The organism is Gracilimonas mengyeensis (assembly GCF_900182705.1).
GTDB classification, from domain to species: domain Bacteria; phylum Bacteroidota; class Rhodothermia; order Balneolales; family Balneolaceae; genus Gracilimonas; species Gracilimonas mengyeensis.
Window position 1 is genome coordinate 38,502 of record NZ_FXTP01000009.1, and the last position, 19,002, is coordinate 57,503.

Below are 19,002 nucleotides of genomic sequence, written 5' to 3' on the forward strand. Positions count from 1 at the left end.
TAGTATTGTGCAACTTCTCTTATTCTAACTCATAAACGGTTAAAATGGTCCGAAAAACTGACATTTAAAAGTGAAAGAGCATTGAAGAGGAGCTACATGTTCAAATCAATAAGAGATTCTATGTTATTTGTGAACCCTGAGGATGTAATTAATCATGCCCGGAGCGAACACCATTTAGAGGTACATAAGGTAGAAGACTTTCGCAACATGAATAATCAGTATCATTTGATTGAGCAGGTGGTGGAAGATTATCAGGAATCATATATCACTGAAAGTTCCCTTAGTGGTTTAACCGCAGGTATTGGGGGCGTTGCCACTTCTGCTGCGCTATCCGGAATGGATTTGATCTCCTTTTCTATCCGTTTATACAGGCTTGCTCAGCAATGTGCCATACTGAATGGTTTCGAAGGGGAGGACCCGGCTGAAAAGGAGCAAATGTTGGATATATATTTTGAGGCACTCGGACTGAATGCTGTTGCTCAAGCCACTTTAAAACCACACTTTTTAAAAGCCAGTGCTGTGGCAGGAACCAAGCAAGCTTCTCAAAGTCTTCTTTTGAAACTAATCGTACAAACTGCCAAATTATTGGGTAAGAATATTTCAAGCCGAAGTGCAGGTAGGTTAATACCCGTTGTTGGGGGATTAATAGGTGCTTCTTTAAACCACTCCTTTGCTCGGAAAACCAGTAGTAGCCTTAAGCAAGCCTATAAGAATGAATACTTTAAAAGGTGGTACGGTGGAGTAACCGTAATAGAAGCTAAATAACCTGAGTTCGAAATAACATCTCAACTTTTACAGTAATTGCTCCGGCCTTCAGGTGAAGAAAACAAGAAAAATAAAGCTTTGCCCCAATGGATGTACGAGCATACACGTTCTTCAAAGCTTTGGCTGTATGACCCTTTACAATTCTTGCCGCCAACCCTCGACCAACGTATGGACTTTAATACCGTCACAATTCGGGTTCTTTACAAAATAGATACGCTTTCACCGGCCTGAAGGCCGGAGCAACTTATTTCTTATCTCGAACTCACGCTAAATAAGATGTAATTTGGATCCAGAGTTTGGTTATTACAGTCGTTCTGTATTAGCTTACTTCTGTTGTGACCATTCTTTAAGAAAGCGGTTGAAAAACTCTTCCATAAACCGGTGACGTTCTTCCGCGATTTCTCTGGCAGATTCGGTATTCATTCGATCCTTTAGCAAAAATAATTTTTCATAAAAGTGATTGATGGTTGGGCCGTTGCTCTTTTTGTAGGCCTCAAACGAAGTATGCTTTTCCGGGTTGATGTTGGGATTATAAAGAGCGCGCCCTTTGTGGCCGCCGTAAGCAAAAGCCCGGGCTATACCTATGGCCCCGATAGCATCCAGGCGGTCAGCATCTTGCACTACTTTACCTTCTATGGTTTTCATAGGTGTTTCCACCTCAGATCCTTTAAAGGAGACACCTCGTATGATATCACAAACCTGATCGATGACCCGATCATCGACTTCCAAACTTTTTAGCCACTTTCGCGCGGTAGCGGGACCAATATCTTCATCACCTTCATGAAATTTATGATCAGCAATATCATGAAGGAGAGCAGCCAGCTCTGCCACAAAGAGATTAGCCGATTCTTTTTCTCCAAGCTTCAGGGCCATATTTCGTACCCGGTGGATGTGCCACCAGTCATGCCCGGTGCCTTCGCCTTCCAGTGTTTTGCGTACATATTCTTCAGTTTTTGAAATAATTTCAGTTTCTTTCATCTCTTTGTATTATAGGTTTTGGAACCGAAATGTTTTAATTACATTCACAATCAACAATAAACTAAATAAAGGGTTATGAAAAAGGTTGTATATCGGAGTTTACTAATTATTGGGTTGGTTTCATTTGGAGGATTTGTTCAAGCACAAGATCTTGTTAAAGAAGGAGCTGAAATTCAACAAATTACAGCAGGGCATCAATTCACGGAAGGACCATTTTGGCATGAAGATGGGTTTTTATTGTATAGCGATATTCCTGCAAACAAAATTTTTAAGTGGACTCCAGAAGAGCAGAAAACCATATTTTTGGACCCTTCAGGGAATTCTAATGGCATTACTGACGATCTCCATGGGGGGATGGTGATTGCACAACACGCGGGTAAAGTTTCTCAATTGGATGCGGAAGGAAATACAACCTTATTGCTTGATTCCTATCAAGGCAAGCGGTTTAATAGCCCAAATGATCTGATGGTCACTTCGGATGGAACCCTCTATTTCACCGATCCTCCCTACGGAGTGCAGCCTGAAGATCGGGAACTTGACTTCTGCGGGGTATATCGCTGGAAGGATGGTATGGAAGAAGCTGAACTTTTATTTGATGAATTTGAAACTCCTAACGGATTAGTTTTTGCCCCTGATGAAAGCCGCTTTTATGTAAACGATACGCAAACAGGACAAATCTATGTGTTTGATATAGATGATGATGGCACGGTATCAGAAGGGAGTCTATTTGCCGAAGTTGGTCCGGCCACCAATAACGGTGCTGCTGACGGCATGGTAGTAGATGAAAACGGCAATCTTTATTCAACAGGACCCGGAGGCATTCATATCTTTGATGCAGAAGGAAACAAGCTTACCCATATCGAAACCCCGGAAACTGTAACCAATCTGGACTGGGGACGTGAAGGAAATCAAACCTTATTTATGACCAGCCCGACTGGCATCTACACCCTTGAGATGAACGTCAACGGTTGGTGGTAAACAGTAGGACGGATAGATTTATCCGTCCTTACAAAATATAGCAGGTAGGTTGCTTTCTACAATGGTCGGGCAAATCTGCCCGACCTACGTTGGATATAGGCACAAAAAATCTGTGATTATTAGCTTAATCTGCGTTCTATGCCTGCATTCAACATTGGAATGAGGACGCGGTTGACGCTGATCTTGCGGATTGAAACTGATTTGAACTGTGATAGTTGTGATGATTATTGATGCATTGTGATATTTTTCATTACCGTATTAAAAATTATTATTGATATCACAGGTTTACACGAATAATACAATACCCAACATCTGATTAACAAATGTCAACAAATGCCACTGGGCGAAGCTTTTCTATAATTTTTCTTCACTTATCCGCCCAATCCGTGTCATCCGCATTCCATTCAAATGTAGCCTTATAAAAGGATACCCAACTCATCCCAATTAATTCTCCGGATCATTCAGAAAATCCATGCAGGAACACAGCGGGGCAATGACTTCTTCCTTGAGTGCATCAACCCGGGCTAAGGCTTTTTCAACGGTTTCTTTTTCTACCTTGCCTTCACGGAGTAATTTTTGGATGATGCCGATGGCCCGCTCGGCAATATCCTCTTCATACACCAGGTTGTTTCCAAATATCAGGATATCCACGCCGGCATTCAGCGCCTGCTGGATTGCGGTCTCCAACCCATATTCTTCCCGGATGGCATCCATCTGCATATCATCCGAAAACACTACGCCTTCAAAACCAAGCGAATCTCTTAGTAGGCCATTAATGGTTTTATCTGACAGCGTAGCCGGCCAAACCGAATCAATCTTGGCGTTGAAAATGTGGGCTGTCATTACCGCCCGGATAGTATCTTGGGCAAACAGTTCCCGGTAGGGAATTAGCTCCTCTTTTGACCAGGTATCTGTTACATCGGTAAAGCCAAGGTGACTATCGGTGGTAGAGCTGCCATGTCCGGGAAAATGCTTCAATACGCTTAACATGCCTTCCTTGGAGTACTCATCGATAGTGTAGCCGGCATGTTCGGCCACTTTTATGGGATTGGAAGAGTAACTGCGTTCCAATTTGCCAATAACCGGGTTATCGGGATTGGTGTTTACATCCAACACCGGCGCAAAATTGGTGTTTGTTCCCACTACCATAAATTCCTGCGCCATGATGCGGGCATAATGCCGTGTTGAATCTTCATTATCCAAATTTCCCAAATACTCTGCCGATACGGACTCCGGAAAGCCTTTGCTTTCCTTTAGGCGGCTCACCAGTCCACCTTCCTGGTCCACGGCAATAATAGGAGAGGTCGGAGCAGAAGCAATGATGTCGTTAGTAAGCTGCATCAGTTGCGAGGGATCTTCAATATTCCGGCTACGATTACCTGTGATCACATCACGGTCAAAGAGAACCACTCCGGCTATGTTTCGCTCGGTAAGGTCTTCATAAACGGGACTGTCTTCGGTCAGCTCGGTGCCTCTAAAACCAACCAAAATAAGTTGCCCCAGGCGTTCTGCCGGGATGATTTCATCCTCATGATCAGCCTTGGGATTTTCCTGGGCGCATCCCAAAAAGGAAAAGGCAGCCAGCCATAGTAAAACAGCGATTATTCGAATCATTGGTTCATATGTTGTCGGGTTGATAAGAGACTGTCAAGTACCGTGCGGAAGTTAAAAGAGGGGCGGATATCGTTATAGCGGGCAATATTTCCATCCGGATCAACTAAAACATAAAAAGGGATGCCTCCGCCTTTGTACGCTTTAAAAGTTTCTTCCTGGAAGCCATCGCCCCCATAAAGTTGTGGCCAGGGTAAATCCAGCCGGTTGATATCCTGCAGCCATACCAAGCTATCGGCTTCGTTGGAGATCCCGATGATTTCCAGCTCATCCCGTGAATATTCCTGGTAGATATCTTTCATATGAGGAAACTCATCCAGGCAGGGCTGACACCATCCCGCCCAAAAATCAAGCAATACAAACTTACCGCGGTAGTCTTCCATGGTGTGCATGTCTCCCTCACGATCAGGCAAAGCAAAAGGTACGGCAGGCTGACCCGGAGAAACAGATTTGATTTCATTATAGAACCAGGTCAAAAGTTCAGTGTATTCGGGATAATCCTGGAATTCCTCTAAATAGTCTTCGTAACTGGGTTTGGCAATTTCAATACCTTGCTCGCCGATTCGTTCAGCTACCAGGTACATGCGGGCATGGGCCAGGGCATCGCGGCTCTCAATATAATCCAGCACCTGCAGGCGCTTCTCATTTAGTTCTTCATAGGCCAATTGCTTGATGTCATATTCAGAAAGGTCCATTCCATAGGCTGCCTTCACGCTATCATAAATACCAAAAGTACGTGCATAATAATGCGCAAAGTCCCGGATACCGGCGCGTTGAGCTTTAAGGGATTCGATGGTGAAAAAGTTGTGGGTTTTAGCCTCAGCAAAAACAGCCTTTCGAGCGGAATCTGAGTCAAAATTATCCAGATGACGTCCGTTGTATTCGATAGTGCGAATTTTATAAACCAAGTGTTCACCGAGTGCTTTCCAGTAATATTCTTTTAACGGAGTATCAAAAAGGTATTGATGAGCAGCGTCAACCTTTTGCTGGCTGAGATCGGTCAAATTATTTGAGGTTCCATTTTTACTCTTTTCCACTTCTTCTGAAATCCGAGAAGATAAACCATCTATAGATTGCAGATACTGCTGGTAATTTTGATCCCATGCTTGTTCATAGCCTTCTACAGTTACGCCTTGAGGAAAATCTGCCCGCCTAATCTGAATGTTTAGTTCCTGATTGTCATTTATTACTACCGGATACGAATTATCTTCAATAAGTATGTATCGGAGGGTTTGGTTTTCAGCTATAACCTGGTATTGAAAGTCACCATTTGCATCAACGTTGATGGTATCCTGCTGAAGTGGGGCATACTTATAGTGAATGGGGCTTTCTTCAATTATTAATGGTGTATCTCCCATATAATCGATGTTACCATCAATACTGGCTGAATCCTCCCCACAACCAATAGATAGGATAGAGGTAAATATAAGCAGGGCACTTAGTCTGATATTTTTCATATAGTCCTATTTTTTAAATCAACATATAAACGCATAATTCTGAAGAAAGGTTTAATATTTAAGTACTAAATAATGGTGTTTACTAATATAAGATGACTTATGCGGGTAGATTCAAAAAAAAATGAAAAAAATTTGTAACAATCAGCGGTTTGCTTACTCTTGTTACTAAATGAGCCGCAACATGGGCTAAACAAATTTATAGTGCTATTGGGTTTATAAAATTGTTGCTTGAAAGCAAGCCCGGTGACATGATGGCTATTGTGGCACTGTTGGTAAATATAAATGAACGAAAATGATTGAAAATAAAGCAAATAAAGACCTCGAGAGGAAAATAGATCTCTACATAAACGGTGAGTTGGATGCTGAGGCTGCCGATGATTTATGGGCTGAACTGATTCAGGACGACTATTATCTAGATTACATGAAAAGTGCAGCTAATGTAAAAGCTATTGTTGAACAGAGAAGATCTGAAAAACCTGAATCAGACATCTATTCGATCAAAAGAGCAATGCAGTATGCTGCAGCTGCCGCTGTTATATTAATTACTGCCACTTTAGGGGTATTGAATATGGATTCTTCTGGAAATTTAACGGTAAGCCCATTATCTGATATTGGACTTGAGGTTATACGAAATACAGAAGGCGTATCTGAGTCGGTAACAAATGAAGTAGTTCGTAAAGCAATTCGGCTTGCCACAGATGGACAAGTGGAGCAAGCGATTGGCTTATTGGAAAACGAGTTGGGCGAAACCTCAGATTCTCAAACCAAAGCAGAAATTGCGCTAAGTTTAGGTTCTATTCAATATAATAAAGGTGATTATCTTGCCTCAGTTAATAGTTTTGAGTTAGTTGTACAGCAACAGGATGTTGAGGCCTTGACACTTGAAAAAGGCTATTGGCTTTTAGGTAATACTTATTTTCAGTTAGACAGGCTGGAAGATGCAGAACAGGCTTTTCAGAGAGCTTATGAGCTGAACGGTGCATACAGCCGAGTTGCTAAAACCTACGTAGACGCTTTGGGTAGCGTTTCTGAATAATACCTGAAGAAATTCGATAGTAAATTAAATCACCCAAAACATAACTTTAAAAGAGAGACCTGCAAATTACCGATACTATTATTAAAGGCTGAATTCACGAAAGTGATTTTCAGCTTTTTTATGTTTATGATGTATATGATTAATGTCCACATGGCTAGATCGAAACACCGAGAGAAAGCTATAATGATGGGAATCTTTTTTAGGATGTTGTTAGAACAGGCGATAAATAATTATACAGAATTAATTGGATTGTATATAGATATTAAACTGCCCTGTCTTAAAACCAGGATTTTCCTCTGCGTTCTCTCTTGTATGAGATATAACCGGAGAGCAGGATGGTGGCGGCAAGCAAGCTATAAAGAAACATGGGATGATTATTTCTGGAAGTAATGGGGGCCGGATTGCCAATCATCATGTAAGCTCCCCAGAAGTGAGGATTTGCGTTTGCCGACTTTAGTTGATTTAGTTTTGCATTACGCATGGCCTCATGTTTAGGTAGCCCTTCATCCAGGTACTGATAGAAATCCGTTGAAATCTGCGCAGCAACTTTATCATTAACAGACCACAAATTAAGAGCCATACCTTTGACACCGGCATATCTTAATGCGCGGCTAATACCGAGAATTCCGGTGCCCTGCATATAATTGCCAGAACCCGAACTACAGGAGTTCAGCATTATAAATTCACTGTTCAGCGGAGTATCGAAAAGCTCATAAGCATAGAGTGCCTGTTCAGATTCTAACGAATCAGCGTTATCTCTTCCTTTGAGGTAGATGGTAGAGAAAAGCGGATCTTGTTCTGAGATTTCACTGTGAGTGGCCACATGAACAATTCGGGAAGAAGATATTTCCTCTTTAAAAGTTTCTTTAGTTGCTGCGTCACCAATGTGAATTTTTTTACTTTTTAAAGAATTTAATGCACCGTAAATATCTTTAGTTTCTTCTGTAGCATAAGGTAACGAGGGAAGGTCAGCTGATTCAAATTCACTAAAATCAGAAATGGCGAAAGCGGTAAAATCCTGCTTTGTATTGATATCAAAAATCCGTCGGTTAGCATCTAACTCTGCTAATGAATTAAAGTAGCTTATATGATAATCCTCGATCAAGTATTTGGTACTTCCAAAACTATAATCTGAGTCAGGTTTATGAGTTGGCAGAATTTCTAAAGGTATACGGTAAATAAATTGATCAGGGATGATTGAAATCTTTGAAATAGATGCTGGAACTTCATCAAGGTCTAATTTTTGATACAGATCATACAGATGTTGCAAATTGGTTTTACCTGAAGCAATTTCGTCTCCGATGGAAGAGAACCTCTGTTGAAGACTGAAAGGATAATCGTGTTTGCGAACCTTTACGTCATCAGAAGTAATCATGGTGACATAGAAATGTTCGCCCAATTCAGTGAAATGAAGAGCTAATTCATCTTCTTCAATAGCCCGTTGTATTTTCCAAAGCGGAGGTAAGGATTCTTCCGCCGCTACATTAATCTTTGCCAAGATCTCTTCACGTTCTGCAGAAACACGTTCGATTTCAGTTTTTATAGCAAAACGATTTGACTCAGGAGCATTAAGATATTTCTTTCTAAGATTCTGTAATTGATTGTTTAATCGTTTCTCTTTTGCAAGTTCCTGTTCAGTTAATTTGGCGGCCTTTACCAAAGGACTGTTATATAAAGAGGCATCGTTAATGGTTTTCAATTCATCCAACACAATTAGCGCCTGCTCCGGATTTCCGCTCTCTAAGTATAAATCTACCATCAATTCGAAAGCATCAAGATATTCTTCTTCAACGGACCAATACCCTTCTTGAGAATCGGTATTATTTTTTGACAAACTTATAATCTGCTGGATTACAGGGGCTAGTGTGCTAATTGCACCTCTGTAGTTATTCTCCTTAAGAAGATATTCAGATTTAATTCTGAAATAAGTAGTGAGAGTAGGGAAATCTAAGATGTCTAATGAGTATAGTTCTATTTCATTGAGTTTCTCGGATGCTTGTTCTATTTCGTTTTGCTGAAGGTTTATTAAAGCTTTGTTAATGATTCCCTGTAGATATTTTTGAGTATCCGACTTAGATAACGATAACTTTACAACTTTATCAAAAACGAGTTCTGCTTTTTCTAAAGAATCCGTTTTTATATAAATTAACCCTTTCTGGACAAGCAACTGTATGTACTTGGAATAATTATTATCAACGTTTAAAATCTCTTCTGCAGATTCTAAATGCTGAATAGCTTTTTCTTGATCTTTGTATGTAGACCAGTAAAAAGTCCCTAAATATGAATCAATAAGTGCTAATTCTGTTGTATCAGCATTTTCTAAAGCTAAATTTTTTGCTTTTTCAATATAAGTCAGAGCAGAAGCAATATCTTTGGCATTTGTATAGTAAAGAAAAAGGTTTCTATAGACATTTAGTAAATTCTTATAATTTGCAGCATCGTGTTCCAATGCTTTTAGTTGAAATGAAATATATTTATTCGAATATCCTAATCGATAGTAATTGATTCCAAGGTTGGTGAAAATATAAAAATCACTTTGCCCATTGTTTCTGTAAATGTCTTCATAGATATTTTTAGATTCTTCATATTTTCCTAAAGAATATAGATATACTCCTTGGCGCTTTTTAATCTGCTTTATTTCGTCTTTATCTCCAATGTACTCTGCAAGTGGAAGAGAATAATTTCTTTGGATGTCCAAAGATTTGTCATATCTGTCAAGAAAAAAATATGAATAATCAATGGCACTATATACTCTGTATAAAAAGTTGGAGATAGGTAATATATCTGAGTTTATTATGTCTTGGGAATATTTGTTAACCAAGTTGTATTCATCCAACATAAAAGCAACCCAAGTAGCTTCTGAAACGATCAAGTAATACTCTAAATCCTTTTTGGTCTTATTATTTTCGATATAATTGTCCCACGTTTCCAATGCTTTCAATAAATATTCCTCTGTATAATAATTACTATGATTTCTGTTCATTAGTAATTTGAGGTGAAGGTAAGGAGCTTCTAGAAACCCCAATTCTCTTTCAGTAATATCAGTTTTATTGTCAATTATGTCATAGTACAATTGCTGATGAGACTTAGGCCAAAAATGCTTTATAGTGAGACTGTCAAAAGTATTTTTATCATTATTGCAAGACAATTTACTCTTGTAATCATCAAAGCTGGTATGATCATCAATAGAAGATTTGACAATTCTTAATGCCTGACAGTTTGTCTGTGCAATTTCATTGATCGCCCAAAAATTTAGAATAGACAGATCATTTCTCTCGACATTCTCAATAAACCCGTTAAGTTGTTTTTTAATTTCATTATCAAGGTTAGTAGAGTCTTTGTCTACAGAAGAAAAAGATGAAAATGAAAATATAACAATGATAATGTATAGCAAAGGAGGAGACAATTAATCCAAATTAGATTTAAATTTACTTAAAATTTTATCGAATTCAATTTAGATTAGATAGGTATTTGATCTTATTACCAGGGTTTTTCGATAACGGGATCCATTTCGTTTCCACCGTTAAATACAGCGTCATCGGCAGTGATTTCGGTGTCAGGCTGGTCGGCGTCGTTCAGGGAAGCATCGGTAACGGAAGCACATCCGAAAGACAGGGTTGCGATGACGAGGATAGCGAAGATAGACTTGAGAGCTTTCATGGTGATACAAGGGTTTGATTAAAAGAGTGTGATGTAATGAGCGTGAGTTGTTGTTGACTACCAGGGTTTTTCGATAACGGGATCCATTTCGTTTCCACCGTTAAAAACAGCGTCGTCGGCAGTGATTTCGGTGTCAGGCTGGTCGGCGTCGTTCAGGGAAGCGTCGGTAACGGAAGCACATCCGAAAGACAGGGTTGCGATGGCGAGGATAGCGAAGATAGATTTAAGTGATTTCATGGTGTTTAAGTTTGAAATGGTTATATGTGTTGTAATTAAAATGATGGTATCAAGAAGAAATTTGGCAGGTATATGGTGTTGGATAAAGGGTGCATCATAATTATGATATCCCTGATAATTGTCATAAAGATTTAAAGTGGTTGTGGCATTTATAGTGTCCTTCAATACTGTAATGCCATTAAATTCGAAAGGCTCAAAGCCCAAAAGTCCCATAACCAAAGCCAACGTATTAGTTCTACTTATTGATAATTTTCGTAAATCACTAATTTTAAAATGTAGTGATAGTTAAGTACAAGAGTATTTCAATGCCGTTTTGTTACAATTTTTTCTAAAATTTTATAATCTGGCAAAAACACAGTTATACTTAAGCATAAGAGTATTGAAACTCCTATTTGTTACACATTTAATCTAAATTTTAATATTCATAGCTGCCACTTCCTTTCCAAAAAGCATTAACAATTCAAAAAAAATAACTTATTATTAACAGGTAAAATGAATCAGAACTAAATAGTTCGTTAGTATACCTTGTCTGTATTCGTATAAGGAGAATACAATTAAGGAATTGAAATTTTCAAAAACTATAGTTGGTTAGTTTGGCAAATAGAGTTGATTATTCAGAACTCGTAGAGGCACTCCAAAAGGGAGATGATGAGAAAGCCAGCGAGCTGTTATCGGAAGTAATACCACGTTTAGAGGATTATTTACGGGTTTCTCTCAAGGCTGATCGTAATGCAGCAAAGGAATGTGTGCAACAAGCTTTCCTGGATGTATTTGAGCAGATACGGAAGAATAATATCAAGAACAGCCAATATATCTACAGCTATTTGATCAAATCATGCAAACACGAGTTCTACCGATATAAAAAGCGACAGCATCGGTTTGATTACGATGACAGTGCTTTTACAGATATCTATGACCCCGAAGAGCAGTATGAAAATTTGCTGGATAAAGAGCGTCAGCGGATATTAGAAGAGTGTCTGGATGAATTAAGGGATGAGTCACGTGAATTTATCGAGTACTTTATTGACAAGCCATATGCAAGTACGCAAGAGGCTGTCGAGAAATTTGACATCTCAAATGCGAACGTACGCACCCGTAAACATCGTATTTTGAGCCGTTTGCATCATTGCTACAAGCGAAAGTCAAATCAGTAGGGTTATTCCTTCCTAGAAGTGAATACGTAGGCCGCTGGCGGTAATTTCAAGCTGATCCGATATATTTATTAGGCCGTTGGTTAAAGGGCTGTGCAACAGATATAAGACCACATCGAATGCAAATAAAAAGCCACCTTGCAAAAGCAAAGATTTTCCATACCCTATCAGTCGATTGGAATCTTTTCGCAAACCTCTTTCCCAGAGCCAGGCTCCCGTTGCCATGTAACCGATATCCAGGCCGGCATTAAAAAGCAGAATCTTATCTAAGCTTTGAAGCTGTTGTAAAGACTCAGAATAATTCCAGGATAATACATCGTTTTGTGCGATTTGATAGTAAGCAAAACCAGCAATTCCAAGATTAACAAGATTCCATGCGGCATTCATTTGGTGGAAATATCTGGGACTTTTCTCGCTCAAAAAATACCCTGTTGATCCCGATAAAATATTCAACGTAGCCCAACTACCCAGTAAAATCATACCCTTTTTTTGAACTTGTTGTGATTTTTGTGCGTAAAAATCGGCCTCAAAAGGCATGTTTTGAGCGTGTAACAGCGTCGGTAATAAGGCCAATAAGAAGATTAAAAAAGCAATTGAGAGGTTTTGAAAAGGAGTGTAACACACTTTTAGCCTTATCTAAATTTTGGAGATATTTTTACTATGCTATCTTCAACAATGGCAAACACGGTATCATTCTGTGCGGGGGAAATGTGATATGTTCCGGTAAAGGCTCCAAAGGCAGGAAGGATGGCTTGTTGGTTTCCAAAAAAGAAACAGGGGACATGCAAACTTTGCCGGCCTTTGCTTTTTAATTGAACAGCTGGATGAATATGGCCCGAGATGGTGTAACTACCTTTATCTTGTTTTTCGGCTTCATCGTGTAAAAAAAGAAAAGGGCCGCATTGATAACGGTTTACACATTCAAGTTCCATCTTCTCGTACTCAAACCGTGTTAACAGGTCATGATTGCCAATGGTTAATATCATTGAAATGGAGGCATGCGATTTTCTCCAGTCACCAAATCGTTCTATTTCTTCATTGGGATCGCTGTGAAAAAGATCACCAAGAAATAAAATGGTTTTTGGACGAAGTTCTTCTACTAGTCCATTGAGCCTTTTAATATTGGATTGATTTACGGTATCAGGTATGGCAATTCCGTTTTTGCGGAAATGAGCGGATTTACCCCAATGAACATCAGAGACGATCAGCATATCCTGTTCTTTCCAAAACATAGCCTTTTGTGGCAGAAGCAGCAGAGTTTGATCCTGAATACGTATTTTTTGGCTTTGATTTTGAGTCATTTGACGTGTTTCTCTAATTGAACCTGCATCTTTTTGATGCGATCAATCAATTTTTCTGAGCTTAGCTTTTCCCGAAGACGGTCTACCATAATTGGGAAAGCATAGGGCGTGAACCGTTCGGTTTCCTTAAAGATAATATCCTGTTCTGAGATCTTTTTTAAAGCTTTACTCAAACGGACTTCATCCAGCTGATAACTTAATACTTCATCAAAAGCTTGTTGAAGTAGTAAATGGTCGGGTTCATATTCCATAAACACTTCGAAGAATAAACCGCTTGACATCTGCAGGTGCCGGTTGGTTTTGGCCTGACCGGGAAAGCCCTGGAATACCAAGCCTGCGATTTGGCAAATTTCCCGAAACCGGCGTTTTGCTAACTCTGCACTGTTGATGCTGGCCATAATATCCTCAACCAGGTTTTTTGAGGAAAATAAATCATTACCCAAGGCTTCTTTAATGGGGATATCTTTATCAGAGAGTAATTCAAAGCCATAATCATTCATAGCAATGGAGAAGGTTATGGGCGTCATTTCAGAGATTCTGTGTGCAATCAACGCAGACATCCCCTCATGCACATAACGACCTTCAAAGGGAAAAAAGAAAACGTGACATCCTTCCCGGGAAAATGATTTTTCAATCAAGAATTGATTTTCATCCGGTAAGATAGACCAATCGCGCTGGATACTAAACAGAGGTTCAAGCGTTTTCAGCTCAATGTCTTCAGCATTGCCGGCTACGGCTTGGTGCATCTTCTTGCGTAAGATGTGCGTCATATTCGAAGATAGGGACATCCGTCCGCCCATATACGCCGGTACTATGGAAGAGGCTCCTTTTGCCCGGCGAACATACACCGTCATATCTTTGATCTTAACCAGTTCAAGGTTGCGCCCCGCAAACCAAAAGGTATCGCCGGTATTCAGTTGCGCGATAAACCACTCTTCTACACTTCCTAAAGACTTTCCACTCATATATTTCACCCGTAGCATAGCGTCACTGGAAATGGTGCCAATACTCATTCGATGGCGACGGGCAATTTTACGGCTGGTGACTTTATGAAGTCCGTCCTCATCCATCTCCACTTTGGAATATTCATTGTAACTGCTCAGCGATTTTCCGCCTGAAGTAATGAACTGAAGGATTTGCTTCCATTCTTTTTGTGAAAGTGTTTGATAGGCAAAAGTGTTTTTTACTTCTTCAAAAATTTCATCCGGAAGAAAACCATCTGAGACGGCAAGTGTCACCAAATACTGGATCAGAACATCATAGGGTTTTAGGATAGGATCCCGGCTTTCCATTTCTTCTTCAGAAACCTCTATAGCTGAACGCAGAGCGGCGGCCTCTACCAATTCCAGGGCATGGGTGGGTACAAAGTAAATAGAGCTCGTAGAGCCGGGTTGATGACCGCTACGACCGGCCCGCTGCATGAAACGGGCTACTCCTTTAGGACTTCCAATTTGGATCACGGTTTCTACAGGGGTAAAGTCTACTCCCAAATCCAGGCTGGAGGTACATACTACGGCTTTTAGTATTCCATCATGCAGCGAAGCTTCCACCCAGTCGCGTACTTTCCGATCCAATGAACCATGATGAATAGCGATAGTGCCCGCTAAATCAGGATTGGCTTCCAGCAGGTTTTGGAACCAGATTTCAGATTGGGCACGGGTATTGGTAAAGATAAGCGTAGATCGGCTTTTCTCAATTATAGGTAAAATTTTGGGTAGTAATTTCAGCCCCAAGTGACCATGCCAGGGAAAGTTTTCCATTTCATCAGGGAGAATGGATTCAGCTTTAATGTTCTTTTTTACATTAGCTTTGATGATTTTTCGGTTTTTCTGTGGCTCAGGCCCGGTCAAAACATCCAGAGCCTCATCCAGATTTCCAATGGTGGCTGAAATTCCCCAAACTGCTAAATCGGGTCGTAATCCCCTCAACCGTGAAAGAGCCAGCTCTGTTTGTATCCCCCGTTTAGAGCCCAACAGTTCATGCCATTCATCAACAATTACAGCATCCAGATTTTTGAAGTGCCGTTCATAGTTTTTTTGAGCAAACAAAATATGGACGCTTTCCGGCGTAGTGATGAGCACTTCCGGCATCTTCCGGTTCTGCTTTTGTTTGATGGATTGAGAGACATCGCCGGTTCTTCGGCCGATCTCCCATGGAATATCCATCTCATCTACCGATTGCTGTAGTGCCTTTTGGATATCTTTTGCCAAGGCCCTTAGCGGAGTTATCCAAAGAACTTTTAACCCGTTTTTTGTCGTTTCCTGGTAGTTGTCGGGATGCTTATTTATCCATTTTATCAGGTTGGGCATCCAGAGCGCAAATGTTTTTCCGCTACCGGTAGGAGCATTCAAAAGCCCGTTTTTCCCCGACAAAAAAGCATCCCAAACCTCCTGTTGAAAAGGAAAGATGTCCCAGTCTTTAGAGGCAAACCATTCTGAAATACGTTGATGACCTTTGGTAGACAAGTGCAAAAAATTCGGGGTGATAAGTTGTTCAGCAATGGTAAAAAAATTGCCGGCTAAAAAGTTCAAAGAATTAGGTAGAGTTCCCTCATCAAATGAAATATCTGATGTATTTAAAGAGCGTGCCAGAAAAATAGAGTTGTGCAATTCAGGTATGGAATAAGTGAGAGATTGAACCTCGGCAAAAACCTTTTACAGCATTAATCGCATAAAAAAGCGTTTCCACTTGATTCTCCGCTAAAAAAATCCCAACATCACCTAAAATTTCTAATCATTTAAAAATCAACTATGTGGTTAAATATTAAATCCTTTGAGGAATACCAGCAGACATTCAGGGAAAGCGAAAAAGATCGCTTACGGTTTTGGGAACATGAAGCGGGAACATTTTATTGGCGCAAACGATGGGAGAATACCCAATCCGGCAGTTTCGAAGATGCGAACATAAAGTGGTTTGAAGGCGGCAAACTCAATATCACCGAAAATGCTTTGGACCGCCATCTGAATACCATTGGGAACAAGACCGCTTTTATTTTTGAACCTAATCACCCGGATTCATTTCGCCGGACTATCACCTATAAACAATTGCACGAAGACGTATGCCGCTTTGCTAATGTCTTGGAAAGTAAAGGCATCAAAAAAGGCGATCGCGTGGTTATTTATATGGCCATGACGCCTGAACTGGTCATCTCAGCTCTGGCATGCGCTCGAATTGGAGCGGTGCATTCTATTGTTTTTGCAGGATTTTCAGCCCAGGCACTTTCTGAACGTATCAATGATTGCGATGCCAAAATGTTGATTACCAATGACGGACTCCGTCGTGGCGACAAGCACGTTCCCTTAAAAGATATTTCAGATGAAGCTCTGGAAAGCAGCCCTTCAGTAGAAAGCGTTATTGTTTGCCAGCGCACCAACCGTGATATCGACTGGAAAGAAGGGCGTGATGAATGGTGGCATATGCTCATTCGGAATGCGTCCAAAGATCACGAGGCGGTAGAGATGGATGCGGAAGATCCGTTGTTCATTCTTTATACGTCCGGTTCAACAGGCAAACCCAAAGGCGTTGTGCACACCTGTGGAGGGTACATGGTGTATACGAGCTATTCATTCAGACAGGTGTTCCAGGTAGGAGCCGATGATGTCTACTGGTGTACGGCCGATGCCGGATGGATTACCGGGCACAGTTATATCATCTATGGTCCATTATTCAACGGCGCTACCGGTATCATCTTTGAAGGAACGCCAACCTATCCGGATGCCGGCAGACTTTGGGAGGTAGTAGAGAAATATAAAGTAACGCACTTCTATACCGCACCAACGGCCATTAGAGCGCTCATGTCTTATGATCTGGACTATGTGAAAAAGTATGATTTAAGCTCGCTGAAAGTGCTAGGTACGGTGGGGGAGCCCATTAACGAAGAGGCTTGGCACTGGTATCACGATCACATCGGCGGAGGCAAATGTCCTATTGTGGATACTTGGTGGCAGACGGAAACGGGCGGCATTATGATATCCCCAATGGCGGGTATCACCCCAACCAAACCCGGTTATGCTACCTTACCGTTGCCTGGCGTGTTTCCAACACTGATGGATGAGAATGGAGATGAAATTGAAGGCAATGCCGTGGAGGGGAACCTTTGTATTAAGCATCCGTGGCCCGGTATTGCCAGAACCGTGTATGGAGATCATGACCGGTACATTCAAACCTATCTGAGTACCTATGAAGGATACTATTTTACCGGTGACGGCTGTAAGCGGGATGAAGACGGCTACTATCGTATTACGGGTAGAGTAGATGATGTGCTTAATGTTTCCGGCCACCGACTGGGTACGGCGGAGATTGAAAACGCACTTGATGAGCATCCCAAAGTAGTGGAGACTGCTGTAGTGGGCTATCCACACGATGTGAAAGGACAGGGTGTTTACGCTTTTATGATTTGTGATGAAGAAATCAAAGATCCAGAAGAGTTCAAAAAGGAACTGCTGAATTTGGTGACGAAGATTATCAGTCCGATTGCCAAGCCGGACAAAATCCAGATTGTAAGTGGATTGCCCAAAACCAGGTCAGGAAAAATTATGCGTCGTATTCTTCGCAAAGTTGCTGCTGAAGACCTCGATAATCTTGGTGATACCTCTACCTTGTTAGATCCAAGTGTAGTAGAGGATATCAAGAATGGGAAAGCGTATTAATTAATCTGCAATCACAATTTCTCCAGAAAACAAAACCCCGTGTCTAAATGGCCGGGGTTTTTTATTGGTGATATTTTTTGTGCTATGTGCTATGTGCTATAAAGGGATAAGCTCTGGATAAGCGCTATCATCAGCATAAGATAAAGCCCTGTGAAAATAAGCCGAGATGAGTTTAAGCCCTAGTGGGACGAAATCACTCTACTCGTGATTAGTAGCAGTTAAAAAAATCAAAAAGAGATAAACCGGTCAATGAATACCGCAATCCAAACCAGCGGGAGGTAGGCAATGGAGGCAAACATCATTTCCTTGGCATTTTGTTTGGTTCGGTTCAATCCAAACTTGATAGTGTAGGCTAAAAATCCACCAGCTACTAAGAAACCACCAATCAGAAAGGTTAATCCGGAAATTTCAAGCTGATATAAAGCCAAGCTTACAGGAAATAAGCCCAATACACAGATCAATGAAAAGAGGGTGGTTTTGTAACCCTTTTCATCACGTTTAGGAAGCATCTTAAAGCCGGCACTGGAGTAATCATCCTTACAAAGCCACGCGATAGAAAGCACGTGTGGAACTTGCCATAAAAACATGATGCCAAACAGCAGCCACATGCCGGGATCAGATACATTACCCGTAGCCGCAGCCCAGCCGCCTACCGGAGGCAAAGCACCAGGAATGGCACCGATGGCTATGTTAGCAGCCGATACCCGTTTCATTGGGGTATATGCAGCCAGGTATATCAGAGTAGTGAAAAAAGAAACCGCTCCTGCTACTGGATTAACCATCAGGATCAGATAAAACAAGCCGGAGAAAATCAGCGTTAGCGAAAAAATCATTCCGTTTCTGGAGCCGATACGTTGATCGGGGAGCGGACGCTTGGATGTGCGTTTCATCATGCCGTCCAGCTTGCGTTCCATAAACTGGTTATGGGCTCCGGTTCCGGCCGCAATCATCCAGGTGCCAAGGAGTGCGTGAATGAGCGTAATAAAATTTATGTTAGCACCACTGCCTAAAATAAAACCTACCAACATACTCACCAGAACCGACATGGTAATTCCCGGTTTGGTTAGTTGGTAGTAATCGGCAACAACGCTAGAAAAAGTTCTCTTGATGAGAATGTTATCTTCTGCTGATTTCATGTAAATTTGATATCGTAGAATTGCTTAGGCAGAATTTAATTTA

General features: G+C 41.0%; 15 protein-coding genes. 5 read left to right on the forward strand and 10 right to left on the reverse strand.

Annotation, left to right across the window (positions count from 1 at the left end; genetic code table 11):
* Positions 1-120: 120 nt before the first annotated feature.
* Positions 121-765: an EcsC family protein gene (locus FN815_RS10940; protein ID WP_221930306.1), complete on the forward strand. Its 645-nt coding sequence runs from the start codon at positions 121-123 to the stop codon at positions 763-765.
* Between the two features lie 324 nt (positions 766-1,089).
* On the opposite strand, the gene FN815_RS10945 is transcribed toward FN815_RS10940, so the two are convergent.
* Complete coding sequence (locus tag FN815_RS10945) at positions 1,090-1,743, reverse strand: HD domain-containing protein (protein WP_142454682.1); 654 nt, start codon at positions 1,741-1,743, stop codon at positions 1,090-1,092.
* A gap of 75 nt (positions 1,744-1,818) precedes the next feature.
* On the opposite strand from FN815_RS10945, the gene FN815_RS10950 reads away from it, so the two are divergent.
* Positions 1,819-2,721, forward strand: a complete 903-nt coding sequence (locus FN815_RS10950) for an SMP-30/gluconolactonase/LRE family protein (protein ID WP_142454683.1) — start codon at positions 1,819-1,821, stop codon at positions 2,719-2,721.
* 444 nt (positions 2,722-3,165) lie between these two features.
* Here FN815_RS10950 and FN815_RS10955 read toward each other — a convergent pair whose 3' ends face one another.
* Positions 3,166-4,335, reverse strand: a complete 1,170-nt coding sequence (locus FN815_RS10955; RefSeq protein ID WP_142454684.1) for a glycoside hydrolase family 3 protein — start codon at positions 4,333-4,335, stop codon at positions 3,166-3,168.
* On the reverse strand, positions 4,332-5,789 hold the full coding sequence (locus FN815_RS10960) for a TlpA family protein disulfide reductase (RefSeq protein WP_142454685.1): 1,458 nt from the start codon (positions 5,787-5,789) through the stop codon (positions 4,332-4,334). The genes FN815_RS10955 and FN815_RS10960 overlap by 4 nt, the downstream gene beginning before the upstream one ends.
* 292 nt (positions 5,790-6,081) lie before the next feature.
* Between FN815_RS10960 and FN815_RS10965 the strand changes: the two genes are divergently transcribed.
* Positions 6,082-6,825, forward strand: coding sequence for a tetratricopeptide repeat protein (locus tag FN815_RS10965; RefSeq protein ID WP_142454686.1), 744 nt, complete (start codon positions 6,082-6,084; stop codon positions 6,823-6,825).
* Between the two features lie 277 nt (positions 6,826-7,102).
* On the opposite strand, the gene FN815_RS10970 is transcribed toward FN815_RS10965, so the two are convergent.
* The 3 genes from FN815_RS10970 to FN815_RS10980 form a co-directional block, all read right to left on the reverse strand.
* Positions 7,103-10,219, reverse strand: a complete 3,117-nt coding sequence (locus tag FN815_RS10970) for a CHAT domain-containing protein (protein ID WP_142454687.1) — start codon at positions 10,217-10,219, stop codon at positions 7,103-7,105.
* An 86-nt stretch (positions 10,220-10,305) separates the two neighbouring features.
* Positions 10,306-10,485: a hypothetical protein gene (locus FN815_RS10975; protein WP_142454688.1), complete on the reverse strand. Its 180-nt coding sequence runs from the start codon at positions 10,483-10,485 to the stop codon at positions 10,306-10,308.
* A 57-nt stretch (positions 10,486-10,542) separates the two neighbouring features.
* Positions 10,543-10,722 (reverse strand): hypothetical protein, encoded by a 180-nt coding sequence (locus FN815_RS10980; RefSeq protein ID WP_142454689.1) that lies wholly within the window; start codon positions 10,720-10,722, stop codon positions 10,543-10,545.
* 593 nt (positions 10,723-11,315) lie between these two features.
* On the opposite strand from FN815_RS10980, the gene FN815_RS10985 reads away from it, so the two are divergent.
* On the forward strand, positions 11,316-11,876 hold the full coding sequence (locus FN815_RS10985; protein WP_142454690.1) for an RNA polymerase sigma factor: 561 nt from the start codon (positions 11,316-11,318) through the stop codon (positions 11,874-11,876).
* A gap of 12 nt (positions 11,877-11,888) precedes the next feature.
* Here FN815_RS10985 and FN815_RS10990 read toward each other — a convergent pair whose 3' ends face one another.
* The 3 genes from FN815_RS10990 to FN815_RS11000 all read right to left on the reverse strand — a co-directional run bounded on the left by FN815_RS10990 (position 11,889) and on the right by FN815_RS11000 (position 15,639).
* The gene (locus FN815_RS10990; RefSeq protein WP_142454691.1) at positions 11,889-12,410 is read right to left on the reverse strand and encodes a DUF6992 family protein; all 522 of its coding nucleotides are present in this window, start codon (positions 12,408-12,410) and stop codon (positions 11,889-11,891) included.
* A 95-nt stretch (positions 12,411-12,505) separates the two neighbouring features.
* The gene (pdeM, locus tag FN815_RS10995; RefSeq protein WP_142454692.1) at positions 12,506-13,174 is read right to left on the reverse strand and encodes a ligase-associated DNA damage response endonuclease PdeM; all 669 of its coding nucleotides are present in this window, start codon (positions 13,172-13,174) and stop codon (positions 12,506-12,508) included.
* Entirely contained in the window at positions 13,171-15,639 is a 2,469-nt protein-coding gene (locus tag FN815_RS11000) for a ligase-associated DNA damage response DEXH box helicase (protein WP_142454817.1), read from the reverse strand. The genes pdeM and FN815_RS11000 overlap by 4 nt, the downstream gene beginning before the upstream one ends.
* A 285-nt stretch (positions 15,640-15,924) precedes the next feature.
* Here FN815_RS11000 and acs point away from each other — a divergent pair, with 285 nt between their 5' ends.
* A complete protein-coding gene (gene acs / locus FN815_RS11005) occupies positions 15,925-17,823 on the forward strand; it encodes an acetate--CoA ligase (RefSeq protein ID WP_142454693.1) in 1,899 nt (632 codons plus the stop codon).
* Positions 17,824-18,050: 227 nt separating this feature from the next.
* Here acs and cyoE read toward each other — a convergent pair whose 3' ends face one another.
* Positions 18,051-18,959, reverse strand: a complete 909-nt coding sequence (gene cyoE, locus FN815_RS11010) for a heme o synthase (RefSeq protein WP_142454694.1) — start codon at positions 18,957-18,959, stop codon at positions 18,051-18,053.
* Positions 18,960-19,002: the final 43 nt, after the last annotated feature.